Annotated in this window: 12 protein-coding genes; 9 read left to right on the top strand and 3 right to left on the bottom strand. The window is 51.8% G+C overall.

Going from position 1 to position 14,070, the window contains the following annotated elements; translation table 11 throughout:
* Window positions 1–94: 94 nt before the first annotated feature.
* Window positions 95–2,884, bottom strand: a complete 2,790-nt coding sequence (locus CLC93_RS00165; RefSeq protein ID WP_095503918.1) for an insulinase family protein — start codon at window positions 2,882–2,884, stop codon at window positions 95–97.
* Between the two features lie 169 nt (window positions 2,885–3,053).
* On the opposite strand from CLC93_RS00165, the gene sixA reads away from it, so the two are divergent.
* On the top strand, window positions 3,054–3,521 hold the full coding sequence (gene sixA, locus CLC93_RS00160) for a phosphohistidine phosphatase SixA (protein ID WP_095503917.1): 468 nt from the start codon (window positions 3,054–3,056) through the stop codon (window positions 3,519–3,521).
* A 14-nt stretch (window positions 3,522–3,535) separates the two neighbouring features.
* On the opposite strand, the gene smrB is transcribed toward sixA, so the two are convergent.
* A complete protein-coding gene (gene smrB, locus CLC93_RS00155; RefSeq protein ID WP_095503916.1) occupies window positions 3,536–4,042 on the bottom strand; it encodes an endonuclease SmrB in 507 nt (168 codons plus the stop codon).
* An 85-nt stretch (window positions 4,043–4,127) separates the two neighbouring features.
* On the opposite strand from smrB, the gene prmB reads away from it, so the two are divergent.
* The 6 genes from prmB to CLC93_RS00125 are packed head-to-tail and all read left to right on the top strand — an operon-like array spanning window position 4,128 to window position 9,310.
* On the top strand, window positions 4,128–5,066 hold the full coding sequence (gene prmB, locus CLC93_RS00150) for a 50S ribosomal protein L3 N(5)-glutamine methyltransferase (RefSeq protein WP_095503915.1): 939 nt from the start codon (window positions 4,128–4,130) through the stop codon (window positions 5,064–5,066).
* Window positions 5,067–5,068: 2 nt separating this feature from the next.
* Entirely contained in the window at window positions 5,069–6,157 is a 1,089-nt protein-coding gene (gene aroC, locus CLC93_RS00145) for a chorismate synthase (RefSeq protein WP_095503914.1), read from the top strand.
* A gap of 4 nt (window positions 6,158–6,161) precedes the next feature.
* Window positions 6,162–7,334 (top strand): MFS transporter, encoded by a 1,173-nt coding sequence (locus CLC93_RS00140; protein ID WP_095503913.1) that lies wholly within the window; start codon window positions 6,162–6,164, stop codon window positions 7,332–7,334.
* A 20-nt stretch (window positions 7,335–7,354) separates the two neighbouring features.
* On the top strand, window positions 7,355–7,921 hold the full coding sequence (locus CLC93_RS00135) for an elongation factor P hydroxylase (RefSeq protein ID WP_095503912.1): 567 nt from the start codon (window positions 7,355–7,357) through the stop codon (window positions 7,919–7,921).
* Window positions 7,911–9,035, top strand: coding sequence for an ATP-NAD kinase family protein (locus CLC93_RS00130; RefSeq protein ID WP_095503911.1), 1,125 nt, complete (start codon window positions 7,911–7,913; stop codon window positions 9,033–9,035). The genes CLC93_RS00135 and CLC93_RS00130 overlap by 11 nt, the downstream gene beginning before the upstream one ends.
* Before the next feature lie 8 nt (window positions 9,036–9,043).
* Window positions 9,044–9,310 carry a YfcL family protein gene (locus tag CLC93_RS00125; protein WP_095503910.1) on the top strand — a complete coding sequence of 89 codons (267 nt, stop codon included), beginning with the start codon at window positions 9,044–9,046 and terminating at the stop codon, window positions 9,308–9,310.
* A gap of 83 nt (window positions 9,311–9,393) precedes the next feature.
* On the opposite strand, the gene mnmC is transcribed toward CLC93_RS00125, so the two are convergent.
* On the bottom strand, window positions 9,394–11,394 hold the full coding sequence (mnmC, locus tag CLC93_RS00120) for a bifunctional tRNA (5-methylaminomethyl-2-thiouridine)(34)-methyltransferase MnmC2/FAD-dependent 5-carboxymethylaminomethyl-2-thiouridine(34) oxidoreductase MnmC1 (RefSeq protein ID WP_211286771.1): 2,001 nt from the start codon (window positions 11,392–11,394) through the stop codon (window positions 9,394–9,396).
* A 160-nt stretch (window positions 11,395–11,554) separates the two neighbouring features.
* On the opposite strand from mnmC, the gene fabB reads away from it, so the two are divergent.
* On the top strand, window positions 11,555–12,766 hold the full coding sequence (gene fabB / locus CLC93_RS00115; RefSeq protein ID WP_095503908.1) for a beta-ketoacyl-ACP synthase I: 1,212 nt from the start codon (window positions 11,555–11,557) through the stop codon (window positions 12,764–12,766).
* Window positions 12,767–12,939: 173 nt separating this feature from the next.
* Window positions 12,940–14,067 carry a 4-phosphoerythronate dehydrogenase gene (locus CLC93_RS00110; protein WP_095503907.1) on the top strand — a complete coding sequence of 376 codons (1,128 nt, stop codon included), beginning with the start codon at window positions 12,940–12,942 and terminating at the stop codon, window positions 14,065–14,067.
* The last annotated feature ends 3 nt before the right edge of the window (window positions 14,068–14,070 follow it).

Below are 14,070 nucleotides of genomic sequence, written 5' to 3'. Positions count from 1 at the left end.
GAGTTGTCGACATTTTGCTAAAGCGCTTAACTTTTCAAGCAGTAATCAGGGTTTCAAGGTAAGCGAGTGGCGAAATTTTGACGATCGTCAGTAGTTAGACGATCAGCTTATTGGCTTCGAGTTTGAAGCTTTTTAGGTTGGTGATGGCAATGCCTTCGCTCAACTCGGTTTCGTTGCGGTGGCGGTCGCCAGTGCTGTATAGCACGAGTCGATCGGCATCGTCCCGTTGCAAGCACTCGCGCAGGTGTTCAATCAGGTCTGCTCGAGTAATGTCTTTGATTTCTTTGGCCACTCGGCTGCGGTGGTGAAATTCCACGTCTTTGTTGCCAATGCAGATCCAGTACCTTTGGCTTCGCGTGCGCAGGTTTGCATCGGGCTCTGTCAGCTGATTCATCAGGCCTTGCTTGGTAGACTGCCATTGCTCGCTGGTCAGTTGCATGAGTGCGTAACTAAAGCGGCCGATAAAGTCATCAATGGTGGCCAGCAATTTTGCAGGTCCAAACTTCGGCGACTGGATATAGAAAATCATTCCCGGGACTCGATTGAGTGGCAGGTAACCGGTTCCCAGCATGTAGCCTAGTTGCTGTTCGGTGCGCAATTCGTTGAAGAACGACGAGGACATGGCGTGGTTGAGCAAACTGAACAAGGCTACCTGACGAGTTTCAATCTTGGACGCTTGGTAGTAAATCAAGATTGCGCTGTCTTGGTGACGGCTCTCGATTTCGCGGCGAAGCATGCCGTAACCTTGCAAACGGATCATCTCGCGATGGGTTTCATCGGCAGGTTGGGAGACTTCCGACAGCACGTGCTTGAGTCGCTTAGCTAGCTCAGTCGCTTCTTCATGCAACCAATCACCGTGTACAAGTCCTTCGAAGTAAACTTTCTTATAAAACTTCTGTACGTGTTCGTGTAGGTCTTCTAGGGTGACTTCTTCTAGCTCTTCAGCTAAACGGTAGGGCTCAAAGCTACGTCGCTGTAGGGTGGCCGTGAGGCTGGTGAACAGCTTGGAAATTGGCGTAGCTTCCACCGCGTTTTGCCAGCTGCGCAACACCTGACGTTTGATAATCTGAAAGCGACGCTCGCCAAAGTTGCGTTCGCGGGCTTTGTCTACCAGGAGTTTAAGCAGAATCTCCTGCTTACCCGTGATACCGGTTAAATGCAGGGTTAAGCCGCCTTGGTGCGGATAAATATTAAAGTTGAGCCCAGCGACTTCGGCAGGGTAGGTATACTCCTGCACATAATCGAGCAGCATCTCAACGTACAATCGAGTCATCGCCGCGTGCTTTGGCGAACGACTGCCTTCGTCCGAATCCAGCGATAAGAATAAGTGGCCTTTGGGCACGTTAAAGGTGTTGTCTTTTTTGTGCCAGAGCTTAAACCCTGGCCCCTGTCCTACTAGAGTAGGGTTAGGACTGCGGCTCTTTTGTGGTCTAACCTCGCAGTGCTCCACAACAAATGGGTTGGCATCTGGCAACGCCACCACTGAACTCGGTCCCAACGAGCGCCAGGCTTCTAATCGCGCTTTTTCGATGGGCGTGGTGGTGTAGGGCGTGTCATACCATTTTGCATTGAATTCGGTATCGACTTCTTGTGCGACCACGGTCAGGCGCATATTGTCCACTGAGAACAGGCTAAGCAGCTCTTCGCACTGAGCGACATCCAGACCGTCCATACGATAATCGCCAAATAGCACATCCTGCATCGGGTAGTGATGCATATTGATGGTCAGGTGGCTGGCATAATCCGCAGGCTTAATCTTCTCTTGGAACTTAAAGGCTAAGTCGAGCAAACTGGCGCGCTCTTGATAGCGCCAGGCTTCCAAACCTTCTTCGCGGATCAGCGCAATGTATTCAAAGGTGTTTGCCACTATTTCGTTGATTCGCTCAAGGCCTTTATCGGTGAGCTGAAACGAAATGTTGTATTCCTTAAAGTTGTAACCGTTTACACCACCGCCGGCAGACATCTGGTTAACCCAGCCCTTAGCGCGTAGATAGGCCAGCAAGCTGCCCTGACTCTCGTCTCCCAGCAGATGGCTCAAAAAGGTCAACGGCTTGCTGGCGTACATGTCTTGTATGCCGGGCAGGGTAAAACTGATCGATAGTCGTTTCTGCTCCTTAAGGGGAACAATCCAAGTCTCGGTGCCTAGGCGTTTACCGCTGAATAGAGGCACTGGCGGATAACATTTGATTAAGTCGCGATTGGGTATTTGGTCAAAGTAGCGCTCGACCGCTTGTTGCTGCTGGTCAAGGGACCAAGGCGATACTAAGGCCAAAGTCATCACATTGGCCGAATATTCACGCTCGTAAAAGGCTATTAGGTTATCGCGCAGCTCATCGTCGTCTTCGCTCAGGGTTTGCTGGTTACCGACTGAGAACTTACTAAACGGGTGCTTAGGGTCGACGAGTTCTTTTAGCACCTGATAGATACGCCGAGTATCATCTTTGTACTTAAGGTGAAACTCGGAGTCGACGGCTTTCAGCTCACGGACCAAATACTCTTCTGAAAACAGCGGCGCACAGAAGAACTGACTGAAGCGATGCAGCGCTTCGTCAAAGGCCGGCGTATCGATATTAAAGTAGTAATTGGTGTGTTCGGTACCCGTCCAAGCGTTATTTGAGCCACCGTTTTGGCTGATAAACTCCTGATACTCTCCGGCTTTGGGAAAAGCCTCAGTACCAAGAAACAGCATGTGTTCGAGAAAGTGGGCTAGGCCGAAATAGGGTTCCGGATCGTCAAAGTGGCCCGTCGCCACAGCCAAAGACGCCGCCGACTGTTTGGATTGCGAGTCTTCGACCAGCAAAACCTTGAGCTGGTTAGGCAAGCAGATATGACGGTATTGTCTGTGATCATTTGGGCTGATCACTAGTGATGGCTGATTTGACAAAGTTTTGAGCTTCCTCGACCGGACTAGTTATATTATTGAATTGTTAAGGCCAGATTAGCAAATGACTTAACGCAATAGTTTGACTAAAGGCTAATCACACAAATCTTTTTATTCGATGCGTAAGTAACTAAGATATGTGCAAAAGGTTTTGTGACAGTGCCTTGTTTCTATGGTTGTTTTTTTGATGCGTCATGGCGACGCCGCATTTGATGCCTGCAAAGACTCTGAGCGCCAACTCAGTTTGCAAGGGCGGCGTGAAGCCCAAAAGACCGGCCAGATCTTGGCAGGGGAAACCGCGCAAGTTGATTTAGTATTGGTCAGCCCTTATTTGCGTGCGCAGCAGACTTGGCAATTGGTGCGTTATGAAATCAATCCGCCGGGTAAAATTGTGGTGCTTGACGAGCTTACGCCAGAGTCCGATCCGGCGCTTACAGCGAGTCTGATTAGCGCGATGGCGGAAGTACAGCAGGCAAAAACCGTGCTGGTTGTAGCTCATATGCCTTTGCTTGGGTACTTATGTACTGAGTTTGTGGCTGGGATTGAACCGCCCTTGTTTGCCACTGCTGGCTTGGCGAAAATCAATGGAATGGATAACGGCCAACTGGTGTCCATGACCGCACCCCAAAACGCTATCTAGCATTTTTTTAAAGCTCAGCGCTCTTCTTCAATATCGATTAGTACCAGTACCGAGCCGTCGCCGCCCCATTGCAAAGGGGCTTGGTGAAAGGCCACCACATCTGGGTGCTGTACCAACCAATTGGGCACTTTCTGGCGTAACACACCGCCGCTAACTCCGTGACTGATACAGCAACAATGGACATGCTCGCGTTTGGCGGTTTCTAGTAGTGCCAAGATTTCGTGCTTAGCTTGATGTTGGCGTAGGCCGTGAAGGTCGAGTAGCAGTTCAGGGTCGTAATCGCCACGGCGCAGCTTTTTGACTTCATAGGGGTCTGCGCCATCGCGAACAAATCTCAGAGGCCCGGTATCGTCAAAGTGCGCTTCAAAGGTATCTGAAAAGATATCCTGAGGCTGACGCACAGGTTTTTCGTCGATTCGACGCTTTTCGCGAGCCTGTGGCTTAAAATAATGCTTGTCTTGCTTGATGGGTTTCACATCGCCCATCAAGTCGGCGAAACTGTCTTGTTGCGGTTTTTTCATCGTGATCAGGATTTTGGCGCGGCTGCATGGGCAAGCTTTAGTGCTTGAGTTACAATAGCACGATTCTCGATTTGAGGACCTTAACTTGGATAAGATTTTTGTAGAAGAAGCCGTATCGGAACTCCACACGGTCGAAGACATGCTGCGCTGGGCGGTGAGCCGCTTTAACGACGCCGGTATTTATTACGGTCATGGGACCGACAATTCTTGGGACGAGGCGGTATGCCTGGTTCTGCACGCCTTGCACTTGCCACTGCACATAGGCAAACACGTAAAAACCTGCCGTTTGACCTACACCGAGCGCCAAAAGGTAGCTGAGCTTATTATTCGTCGCGTGCAAGAGCGCGTGCCGGTGAGCTATCTAATTAATCACGCTTGGTTTGCAGGGCTTGAGTTTTACGTCGATGAGCGCGTATTAGTGCCGCGCTCGCCGATCGCTGAAATGATTCAAAACAACTTCAGCCCTTGGTTGTACAACAAGCCGGTCAATCGCGTCTTAGATTTGTGTACCGGCTCTGGCTGTATCGCCATTGCTTGCGCCTATGCCTTTGACGATGCCGAAGTCGACGCACTGGACATCAGTACCGATGCTTTGGACGTGGCTCAAATTAACATCGAAAATCACGGTGTATTAAATCAAGTCTTCCCGATGCAGTCGGACTTATTCAGCGCAATCCCTCAGGGTGTTAAGTACGACTTGATTGTCTCAAACCCGCCGTACGTGGATGCTGAAGACATTGCTGACATGCCTGAAGAGTACCAGCACGAGCCTGAAATTGGCTTAGCCTCTGGCGTAGATGGGTTAGACATTACTCGTAAGATTCTAGCCAATGCACCTGACTTTTTAACCGAAGAAGGTGTGTTAGTGGTCGAAGTGGGCAACTCTATGGTTCACCTCAATGAGCAATTCCCGAACGTGCCTTTCACTTGGGTGGAATTCGAGCACGGCGGTGATGGCGTCTTTGTACTTACGCGCGACCAGTTGGTTGAGCATGCTGACGAATTTGCGGCGTTTAAGGGGTAAGCATGTCAGGAAATTCCATTGGTAAACTGTTTAGCGTAAGCAGCTTTGGCGAGAGCCACGGCCCGGCGCTTGGCTGTATCGTAGACGGTTGCCCTCCAGGGCTGGAAATCAGCGAAGCGGATTTGCAAGGTGATCTAGACCGTCGTCGCCCGGGCACCTCGCGCTACACCACCGCTCGACGCGAACCGGATCAGGTGAAAATCTTATCTGGTGTGTTTGAAGGTAAAACCACTGGCACCAGCATTGGTTTGCTTATTGAAAACACCGACCAACGCTCTAAAGATTACTCGCAAATCATGGACTTGTTCCGTCCAGGCCACGCCGACTACACCTACTGGCAAAAGTACGGCATTCGCGATTATCGAGGTGGTGGTCGCTCTTCGGCGCGCGAAACCGCAATGCGAGTGGCCGCTGGCGCAATTGCTAAAAAGTACTTGGCACAAGCCCACGGTATTAAAGTACGTGCCTACTTGTCGCAACTTGGTCCAATTCGCGCTGATCAAATTGATTGGTCGCAGGTGGAGCAAAATGCCTTTTTCTTCCCAGATGCGAACAAACTCGAAGAACTCGACCAGTACATGCGCGACCTCAAAAAAGCCGGTGATTCGATTGGTGCTGAAGTAACAGTAGTCGCCGAGGGTGTACCTGTGGGCCTTGGTGAGCCAGTATTTGACCGTTTAGACGCGGAATTAGCTCACTCGCTGATGAGCATTAATGCGGTTAAAGGCGTGGCGATTGGTGATGGTTTTGATGTGGTGAATCAAAAAGGCTCAGAGCATCGCGATGCCATGACCCCAGACGGCTTTGCCAGCAACCACGCCGGTGGTGTGTTGGGCGGCATTAGCTCAGGCCAACCGATTGTAGCCTCGATTGCACTTAAGCCAACCTCAAGCATCACGGTTCCAGGTGATACCATCGACCGTTTTGGCGAGCCGCAGCAGGTGGTGACCAAAGGTCGACACGACCCTTGCGTTGGCATTCGTGCGGTACCGATTGCTGAAGCCATGATGGCCATTACACTGATGGACCACCTATTGCGCCATCGCGCGCAGAACCAAGGCGTTCAAACCGACACGCCAATCCTGACTTAACGCGATGACGGACAATCCTCAGGCGGCGCAACCAAAACTCTGGTTGGCCGCCTGTTATTTCTTCTACTTCTCGATTCTTGGGGTCTTGGTTCCATACCTTGGCCTGTATCTGGATTTCCGCGGATTCGACTCGGGCGAAATCGGAACGCTAATGGCGATTTTGATGGCCACTCGCGTGCTGGCCCCCAACTTGTGGGCTTGGCTGGCGGATAAAACCGGATGGCGTGTGGAGCTTATCCAGCTTGGCTCGGCGGCGGCTTGCTTTACCTTCGTCAGTTTTTACTACCCAGGCGGCTTTTTGTATACCGCGGCCAGCTTGGCACTCTACACCTTTTTCTGGAACTCGATACTGGCCCAATTGGAAGTGGTCACCCTAGAGTCCTTGGGGAATGCCACTCATAAGTACGGCAAAATTCGCAGCTGGGGCAGTGTGGGTTACATTGCCCTTAGTGTCGCTGCCGGCGCCTTAATCGAGCTGTTTGGCCCGGGCGCCATGTTGCACATAGTGCTGTTCTTGTTCGCAGCACTGATGGCCGTGAGCTTGCCACTGAAACGTCACAAGCCATCTCCAGTCACTCAGCAAACGAGCTCTGGGTTTAAACCCACTGCCAGCATGATTTGGTTTTTGCTGTCCTCAATCTTGCTGCAAATGAGCATGGCGCCGTTTTACGTCTTCTTTGTGCTGTACCTGGAACAGTTGGGTTACTCGGCGACCAGTGCGGGTTTCTATGTGGCGATTGGCGTGGTAGCCGAGATCGGCATATTCCTTGTTGCCTCAAGGCTGTTAGGTCGCTTTGGGGTCAAGAGTTTGCTCGTGGTGAGCCTAGTGTTTACCACCGCGCGTTGGTTGTTATTGGCCCATGGTGGTGATTCGGCGGTATTATTGGGCATCAGCCAAATTCTGCACGCCTTTAGTTTTGGACTGGCGCACGCGGCGTCAATCCAGTACATTCATGCTAATTTCCCCAAACAGCACCGCTCCAAGGGACAGGCACTATACGCCAGCTTAAGCTTTGGACTGGGCGGCGCATTGGGCGCCTATTGGATTGGTCAAGTTTGGCAAGGCGGCGATGGCGCACAGTCAGCCTGGCATCTAGCGGCCTTGTGGGCCGGCATGGCAGCACTTACCGCTACCATGCTACAAAGCTCGAAACAGAAAGACCACAAAACAAAATAACTAACAACCGCAGTAGTTCGATGAAAAGTCCAATCAACCACACCCTAGAAGACATAATTGGCCTGTTTAATCAGTGCTTTCTTACTAGCCATAATACTGAGCTAGTGTCTGGTGTGGGTGAGCCGATCTATTTGCCCGCAACCGAAACGCAGAGGCATCATCGCATCGAATTTGCTAACGGCTTTTATCAAAGCGCACTGCATGAAATTGCCCATTGGTGTCAGGCGGGTGAGCAGCGCCGTCAGCAGGTGGATTACGGTTACTGGTACATAGGCGACGGTCGCAACAAGCAACAGCAAGCGGCCTTCGAAACCGTGGAAATTAAGCCTCAGGCGATCGAGTGGGGTTTAAGCGTGTGTTGCGGCATGGCCTTTAACGTCAGCAGTGACAATCTCGACGGTGCGCCAGTGAACCGTTTGGCGTTTCAACATCAAGTGTACGACCAAGTGCGCGACTACTTAGTCAATGGTTTTCCAAAACGCGCTCAGGTGTTGATGCAAGCCATGTGTCGGCATTACTTTGACGCGAAACTCGAGCAGCGTTTGACCTTAGAACACTTTAACTATCGAGGTATGTATGAGCGCTAAGTTTCGCCTCGGTATCATAGTTAATCCACTGGCAGGCCTTGGTGGTAGTGTGGCGCTTAAAGGCTCCGACGGTGTGGCCGAGCAAGCGTTAGCGCTTGGTGCCAAACCCATGGCGCCAACTCGTATGAAAGCAGCGCTTGAAAAGGTGCTGCCTTACGCCAAGAACATTGAGTGGGCCACCGGCGAGGGCGCGCTAGGCGGTGAGCTGCTGTCAGAGCTGGCTATCGACTTTGAGAGTGTGTATTACAGCGACACCCAAAGCACCTCGGCGCAGGATACTCAAGCCTTGGCCAAAGCGCTAAGCCAGTGGGGTGCGGATTTAATTTTGTTTGCGGGCGGTGATGGTACTGCGCGAGATATGTATCAGGCGCTGTCGGAGAAGCAAGCAGCCCTTGGTGTACCGGCTGGGGTGAAAATTCACTCAGGCGTGTACGGCGTATCGCCAACCGCCGCCGGCGCTGTGGTTGCCAAAATGGCCCGCGGTGAGATGGTCAGTCTAATGGAAGCCGATGTGATGGACATCGACGAAGTGGCGTTTCGCCAGGGCACAGTGCGTGCCAGACGCTATGGCGAGCTTCACGTGCCAGCCGAGCTTAAGTACGTACAAGCGGTGAAAATGGGTGGCGTCGAAGTGGACGAGCTCGTGTTGGCAGATATCGCCGCCGAGGCGGTGGAGTCAATGGACCCGGATACCACTTACTTTATTGGCTCAGGCTCCACCACAGCTGCTGTGATGGACGAGCTAGGTCTTGAGAACACTTTGCTTGGCGTGGATGCGGTACGCGATGGCCAGCTGATTGGCAGCGATTTAACCGCCTCGCAGTTGTTAGCACTCACCGAGCAGGGCCCTTGCAAGCTGTTTGTGACCCTTATTGGTGGCCAGGGGCATGTGCTAGGTCGCGGTAATCAGCAGCTCTCCCCACAACTGATTCGAACCCTAGGGCGAAACAATATTCAAATTCTCGCCACTAAAACCAAACTTAACGCGTTAGCTGACCGACCTTTATTGGTGGACAGCGGCGATCCTCAATTAGACCGCGAGCTAAGCGGCTATTGTAAAATTATTACCGGCTATCGGGACTATGTGATGTACCCGCTAGCCAACCCAGAGTAGGACACATCATGTTAGAGCAGTACGAACAACAATTGGATTCTTGGATGGCGCATCAAGTGGATAACGCCAACGACGACGAGCTCTTTGCCGCGGGCTACTTGCAAGGCCATGTAACAGTGGCACTGTCCGAAGTGGAAGCCAGTGGTGAGTCCAATTTTGAAAGCTTAAGCGCAGCGGTGGCTGCAGCGCTTAAAGGTGCAGAAAGCGAACTTTCTGCAGAAGATCAAGAGTTGGTGGCTAACGCTTGGGCGGATCTGCAACAACACCTGAGCTAATCGCTTTTTATTGCCGTCCGCTATTGATACTCGGCAGCTATTTATTTTCGGAACCTATTGATTTTCAGTGCTAATTTGCCAGGTCACCTAGGTGGCAAAGCTGGTTCCGCCATGCCAAGTTGAGGCAGAGGACGTCTGGCCAAGTGCCGTCGCATCCAAAAACGGTTGGGGTGAAGCCTATCGAGTGTCTCACTTGAGGCCGGAATTGGCTCCCCGCAAATTTCGCTGGCTAGAATTTCTGCCGCCAATGGCGCAGTGCAAAGTCCTCGAGCGCCAAACCCACCAAGCACATAAAGATTTGGCCAACTTGGTCCATCACCACTTTGATAACTACCAAAGGCCTGCGGGTCTAGGTTGGGCATTAACCCAATCAAAGGTAGATGGTCGCGACAGCTCGAGCGCACGCCAACTTTGGCCTTGTTGTCACTGACATCGGCATTCTCAATCCAAGCTTGCGACTGATAGCTATTGTGTAAACGCTGTAGGTTTTGCGCCTGCTCCGCCTCGCTGTAATCCAAATTGTCGAAGCGCCGCGAATGACTCGCGCCCAAACAGTGACTGCCATCGTGGGCTGGGGTTAAGTAGCCATCGGCACACAACACACACTTAAGTTGGCCCAGCTCTCCCTGGCTTGGAATTTCACTGACCTGGCCGCGAATACGACTCACGGGTAGGTTAGCCGACAAGCCGAATTGTTTTAGGTTGGCGCCGTTCGCCAGCACCACACAGTCACAAGCGATTCTCTCGCCGTCAATTGCTAACTGCCAGCCATTGCCAGCGGGGCTGATGTCTTTGACTTGAACGCCAAATCTGGCCTCACACCCCATTTCAGTTGCCAACTCGAACAAGGCTCGAGTGGCTAATTGGGGAGCTAGCCAGCCTCCATGGGGATACCAAAGTCCGGGCTTATCGATGGTGACGCCAGCTTTTTGGTTAACCTGTGGCGCTGATAGCCACTCCACCACGCTGCTAACAAACGGTGCCTCGGCGATTTTCTCGAGTTTGGCGTGCGCCGCTTCATCGGCACCGGTTTGTAGCACGCCACAAAAATCCATAGGGAAGGGCACTTGCGCACAGGCATTGCGATAGCGGCGCAGGGCAAAATCAAACGCCTGCATATACCAGTGGCTAAGCTCGGGCTCCGAGGCAATTAATAGGGGGTAAATGGCGCCTTGGCGATTGTGAGATGCGCCTTTAGCTGGCAGTTCGTCCTGGCAAAACAGGCGCACCTTCTTGCCTTTTTGTAGAAGACTGATTGCCAAATTGGCCGACGCGATACCACCGCCTATGATGCTAACGGTGTCAGCACTGCTGCTTTGGAAAGGGAATGGACGTTTCACTTTCGGCAAATGGCACACGCTGAATTGACCAACTAGCATGTCGCGCTTACGCCCGTAACCTTTTTGCTTTTTCATCACAAAGCCAGCTTGCTGCAAACCGCGGCGAACAAAGCCCGCGCTGGTGAAAGTAGCGACTGTGGCATCCGAGCGGCTAACGCGGGCCATGTTGTCAAACAGCGCCTGATTCCACATCTCGGGGTTTTTAGCCGGGGCAAAGCCGTCGAGAAACCAGGCGTCAACCGAGCCGGCAAGGCTAAAGGGCAACTCGGGTAAACAGTCTTTAATATCACCAAGCCACAAATCTAAGGTCACTCGACCGTTATCAAATTCGCAGCGATGCACCCCGGCACTCAGCAGCGGATAGCTATTTTGCAGCTGGCTGGCAAGTTCGGCTAGTTCTGGCCAAGCGCTGTGGGCTTTGACTAAGTCGGCATGAGATAGCGGGTATTTCTCAAAGCTGATGAAGTGCAGTCGCTCGGCGCCGGCTTCTTGCAACTCGTGTTGGCGAAACGCTTGCCAAGCCGCCAAGAAATTTAGCCCTGTGCCAAATCCGGTTTCACCAATGACGAACTGTGCGCGTGGGCATTCGAGCAAGCGCTGAGACAAGTTATTACTGTCCAAAAACACGTAACGGGTTTCATTGAGACCGTGGTCGTTAGAGAAGTAAACGTCGTCGAATTGATCCGATACGGGCGTGCCCTCGTTGTTCCACTGAATTTGGGCATTTTTGATGGCTTGGTGCAATTTTATTGTCTCACGGGGCATACTACGGCAGTATTTTACGCCAGATGACGCAAAATCGAGAAGTACCGAGCGCATCTAAATGGAAAGCTGACCAGTTTCGGTTGATAAAACGGATACTATTGGCGCAGCATTTTTAGGATTACGCGGAACAATTTCGAAAATGAAACGAGTGGTGATCACCGGTCTGGGCATCGTATCCAGCATTGGTAACAATAAACAAGAAGTGACTGATTCACTTAAAGCGGGTAAAAGCGGTATATCTTTCTCGCAGCAATTCGCAGACATGAACCTACGTTCCCACGTTTGGGGTAATGTTGAAATCGACCAAAAAGCACTGATTGACCGTAAAGCCCTGCGCTTTATGGGCGACGCTGGTGCCTACGCATACATCGCCATGGCGCAAGCCATCGAAGATGCGGGTCTGACCGAAGAACAATACTCACACCCACGTGTTGGTCTAGTGGCCGGTAGTGGTGGTGCGTCTTCTGACAACCAGGTGCAAGCAGCTGATACCTTGCGTACCAAAGGCGTTAAGCGCGTTGGTCCATACGTAGTGCCACGCATCATGTCTTCTACCTCTAGTGCTTGTTTGGCAACTCCATTCAAGATTAAAGGTGTTAACTACTCAATCAGTTCAGCTTGTGCCACCAGTGCACACTGTATCGGCCACGCTGCCGAGTTGATTCAAATGGGCAAGCAAGACATCGTTTTTGCTGGTGGCTCAGAAGAGATTCACTGGACCTTGACCATGGGCTTTGACGCCATGGGTGCACTGTCGACCAAGTACAACGACGATCCAACCAAAGCATCGCGCACCTACGACGCAGATCGCGACGGTTTCGTTATCTCTGGTGGCGGCGGTATTTTGGTACTAGAAGACTACGACCACGCTGTGGCTCGTGGCGCCAAAATCTACGCAGAAGTGGTTGGCTACGGCGCGACTTCTGACGGTTACGACATGGTTGCTCCTTCAGGCGAAGGCGCAGTGCGTTGTATGAAGATGGCAATGGAAACCGTTGACGGTGACATTCAGTACATCAATACTCACGGTACCTCAACTCCAGTAGGTGACGTACAAGAGCTTAAAGCCCTTAAAGAAGTGTTTGGCGACAATGTGCCTGATATCAGCGCAACCAAAGCCATGACCGGTCACGCACTAGGTGCGGCTGGCGTACACGAAGCCATTTACAGCTTGATCATGATGGAGAATAACTTCATCGCGCCAAGCATCAACGTTGAGACTCTGGACGAGCAAGCCGAAGGCCTGCCTGTTGTTACCGAGAAGAAAGACGTTGAGCTGAAAACCGTGATGAGCAACAGCTTCGGTTTCGGTGGCACCAACGCCACTTTGGTGATGCAAAAAATCGACTAAATTGGTTTTTTGACCGACTAGCCTAGTGTTAACGAAAGACTAGACTCGTCCGATTTTTATGAAAGGCTGGACTAGCCCAGATTTTATGAAAGACTAGACTCGTCCGATTTTTATGAAACAATGAAAGAAGAGCTTTGGCTCTTCTTTTTTTTGCCTCAAATTCAAGGAAACCCATGCGGATACTGGCCGACGAAAATATGCCGTACGTCGAGGCGCTATTTGCCGAGCATGCCCAGATCACTACCAAAGCCGGACGCGCGATTAACGCCGATGATCTGGTGGACATTGATGTGTTATTAGTGCGCAGCGTAACCCAAGTGAACCGCACGCTGATTGCCAAAGCCAATAAGCTCAAATACGTGGGCTCGGCGACGATCGGCATGGATCACGTTGACCAACAGGCACTGGCTGAGCGCGATATTCGATTTTCCAATGCGCCGGGGTGCAACGCGGTCGGAGTCGGGCAGTGGGTGGCTCAAGTTCTGCTGACCTTAGCGGACAAAAGCGACGAGGTGCTCAAAGGCAAAAAGTTGGCGGTGATAGGCGCGGGTAATACAGGAACAGCTGCGGCCAAGTGTTTGCAGGCGCTCGGTTGCGATGTGCGATTGTGCGACCCTTTCAAAGCTGCTAGCGGTGATCCTAGAGATTTTGTATCCCTTGATGAGGCTTTGGACGACGCCGATATCGTCACTTGCCATGTGCCACTGACGAAAGACGGTGAGTACCCCACCCACTACTTACTCGACCGACAAAGGCTTGAAAGCTTAAAGCCCAATGTTTGGATTCTAAACGCCTGTCGCGGTGCCGTGATTGACAATCGAGCGCTCATTGACTGGGCCAAAGCCAATCCGCAAGCTCGTATTGCGCTGGATGTGTGGGAGGGGGAGCCGAACCCCATGCCAGAGCTGGCCGACTTAGTTGAGATCGCCACGCCACACATTGCTGGCTACAGCCTCGAGGGCAAAGCTCGAGGCAGTTACATGCTTTATCAGTGGCTAGCACCTCAACTGACTTGGCCCGCACCTAATAGTTTGGCCAGCTTGCTACCGAACCCAAATCAAGCACCGATTACATGCTCAGCAGCGCCGTCACAAAGCCAATTGCTTAGCTGGTGTGAGCGCGTCTATGACCTTGACTTAGACGACCGTTTGTTTCGCCAAAAAGCCTTTGAAACCGGCGGATTTGACGGTTTGAGAAAAAATCATCAGCCAAGGCGAGAATTCTCGGCTTTGACACTGGTGCCCAAGGGCAAATTTGAGGTAAATTGGCTCGAACAATTCGGTTTTTCTGTAGGACGCTAAACT

Source organism: Paraferrimonas sedimenticola (genome assembly GCF_002282855.1).
In the GTDB taxonomy this organism is placed as follows: domain Bacteria; phylum Pseudomonadota; class Gammaproteobacteria; order Enterobacterales; family Shewanellaceae; genus Paraferrimonas; species Paraferrimonas sedimenticola.
This window is presented reverse-complemented; position numbering and strand designations above follow the sequence as displayed.

Excerpts from the sequence above, each read along its gene's own strand:
- CLC93_RS00125 (WP_095503910.1), top strand. The coding sequence starts at position 9,044 with ATGTTAGAGCAGTACGAACAACAATTGGATTCTTGGATGGCGCATCAA.
- fabB (WP_095503908.1), top strand. The coding sequence starts at position 11,555 with ATGAAACGAGTGGTGATCACCGGTCTGGGCATCGTATCCAGCATTGGT.
- CLC93_RS00110 (WP_095503907.1), top strand. The coding sequence starts at position 12,940 with ATGCGGATACTGGCCGACGAAAATATGCCGTACGTCGAGGCGCTATTT.
- aroC (WP_095503914.1), top strand. The coding sequence starts at position 5,069 with ATGTCAGGAAATTCCATTGGTAAACTGTTTAGCGTAAGCAGCTTTGGC.
- CLC93_RS00130 (WP_095503911.1), top strand. The coding sequence starts at position 7,911 with ATGAGCGCTAAGTTTCGCCTCGGTATCATAGTTAATCCACTGGCAGGC.
- CLC93_RS00140 (WP_095503913.1), top strand. The coding sequence starts at position 6,162 with ATGACGGACAATCCTCAGGCGGCGCAACCAAAACTCTGGTTGGCCGCC.
- CLC93_RS00135 (WP_095503912.1), top strand. The coding sequence starts at position 7,355 with ATGAAAAGTCCAATCAACCACACCCTAGAAGACATAATTGGCCTGTTT.
- sixA (WP_095503917.1), top strand. The coding sequence starts at position 3,054 with ATGGTTGTTTTTTTGATGCGTCATGGCGACGCCGCATTTGATGCCTGC.
- smrB (WP_095503916.1), bottom strand. The coding sequence starts at position 4,042 with ATGAAAAAACCGCAACAAGACAGTTTCGCCGACTTGATGGGCGATGTG.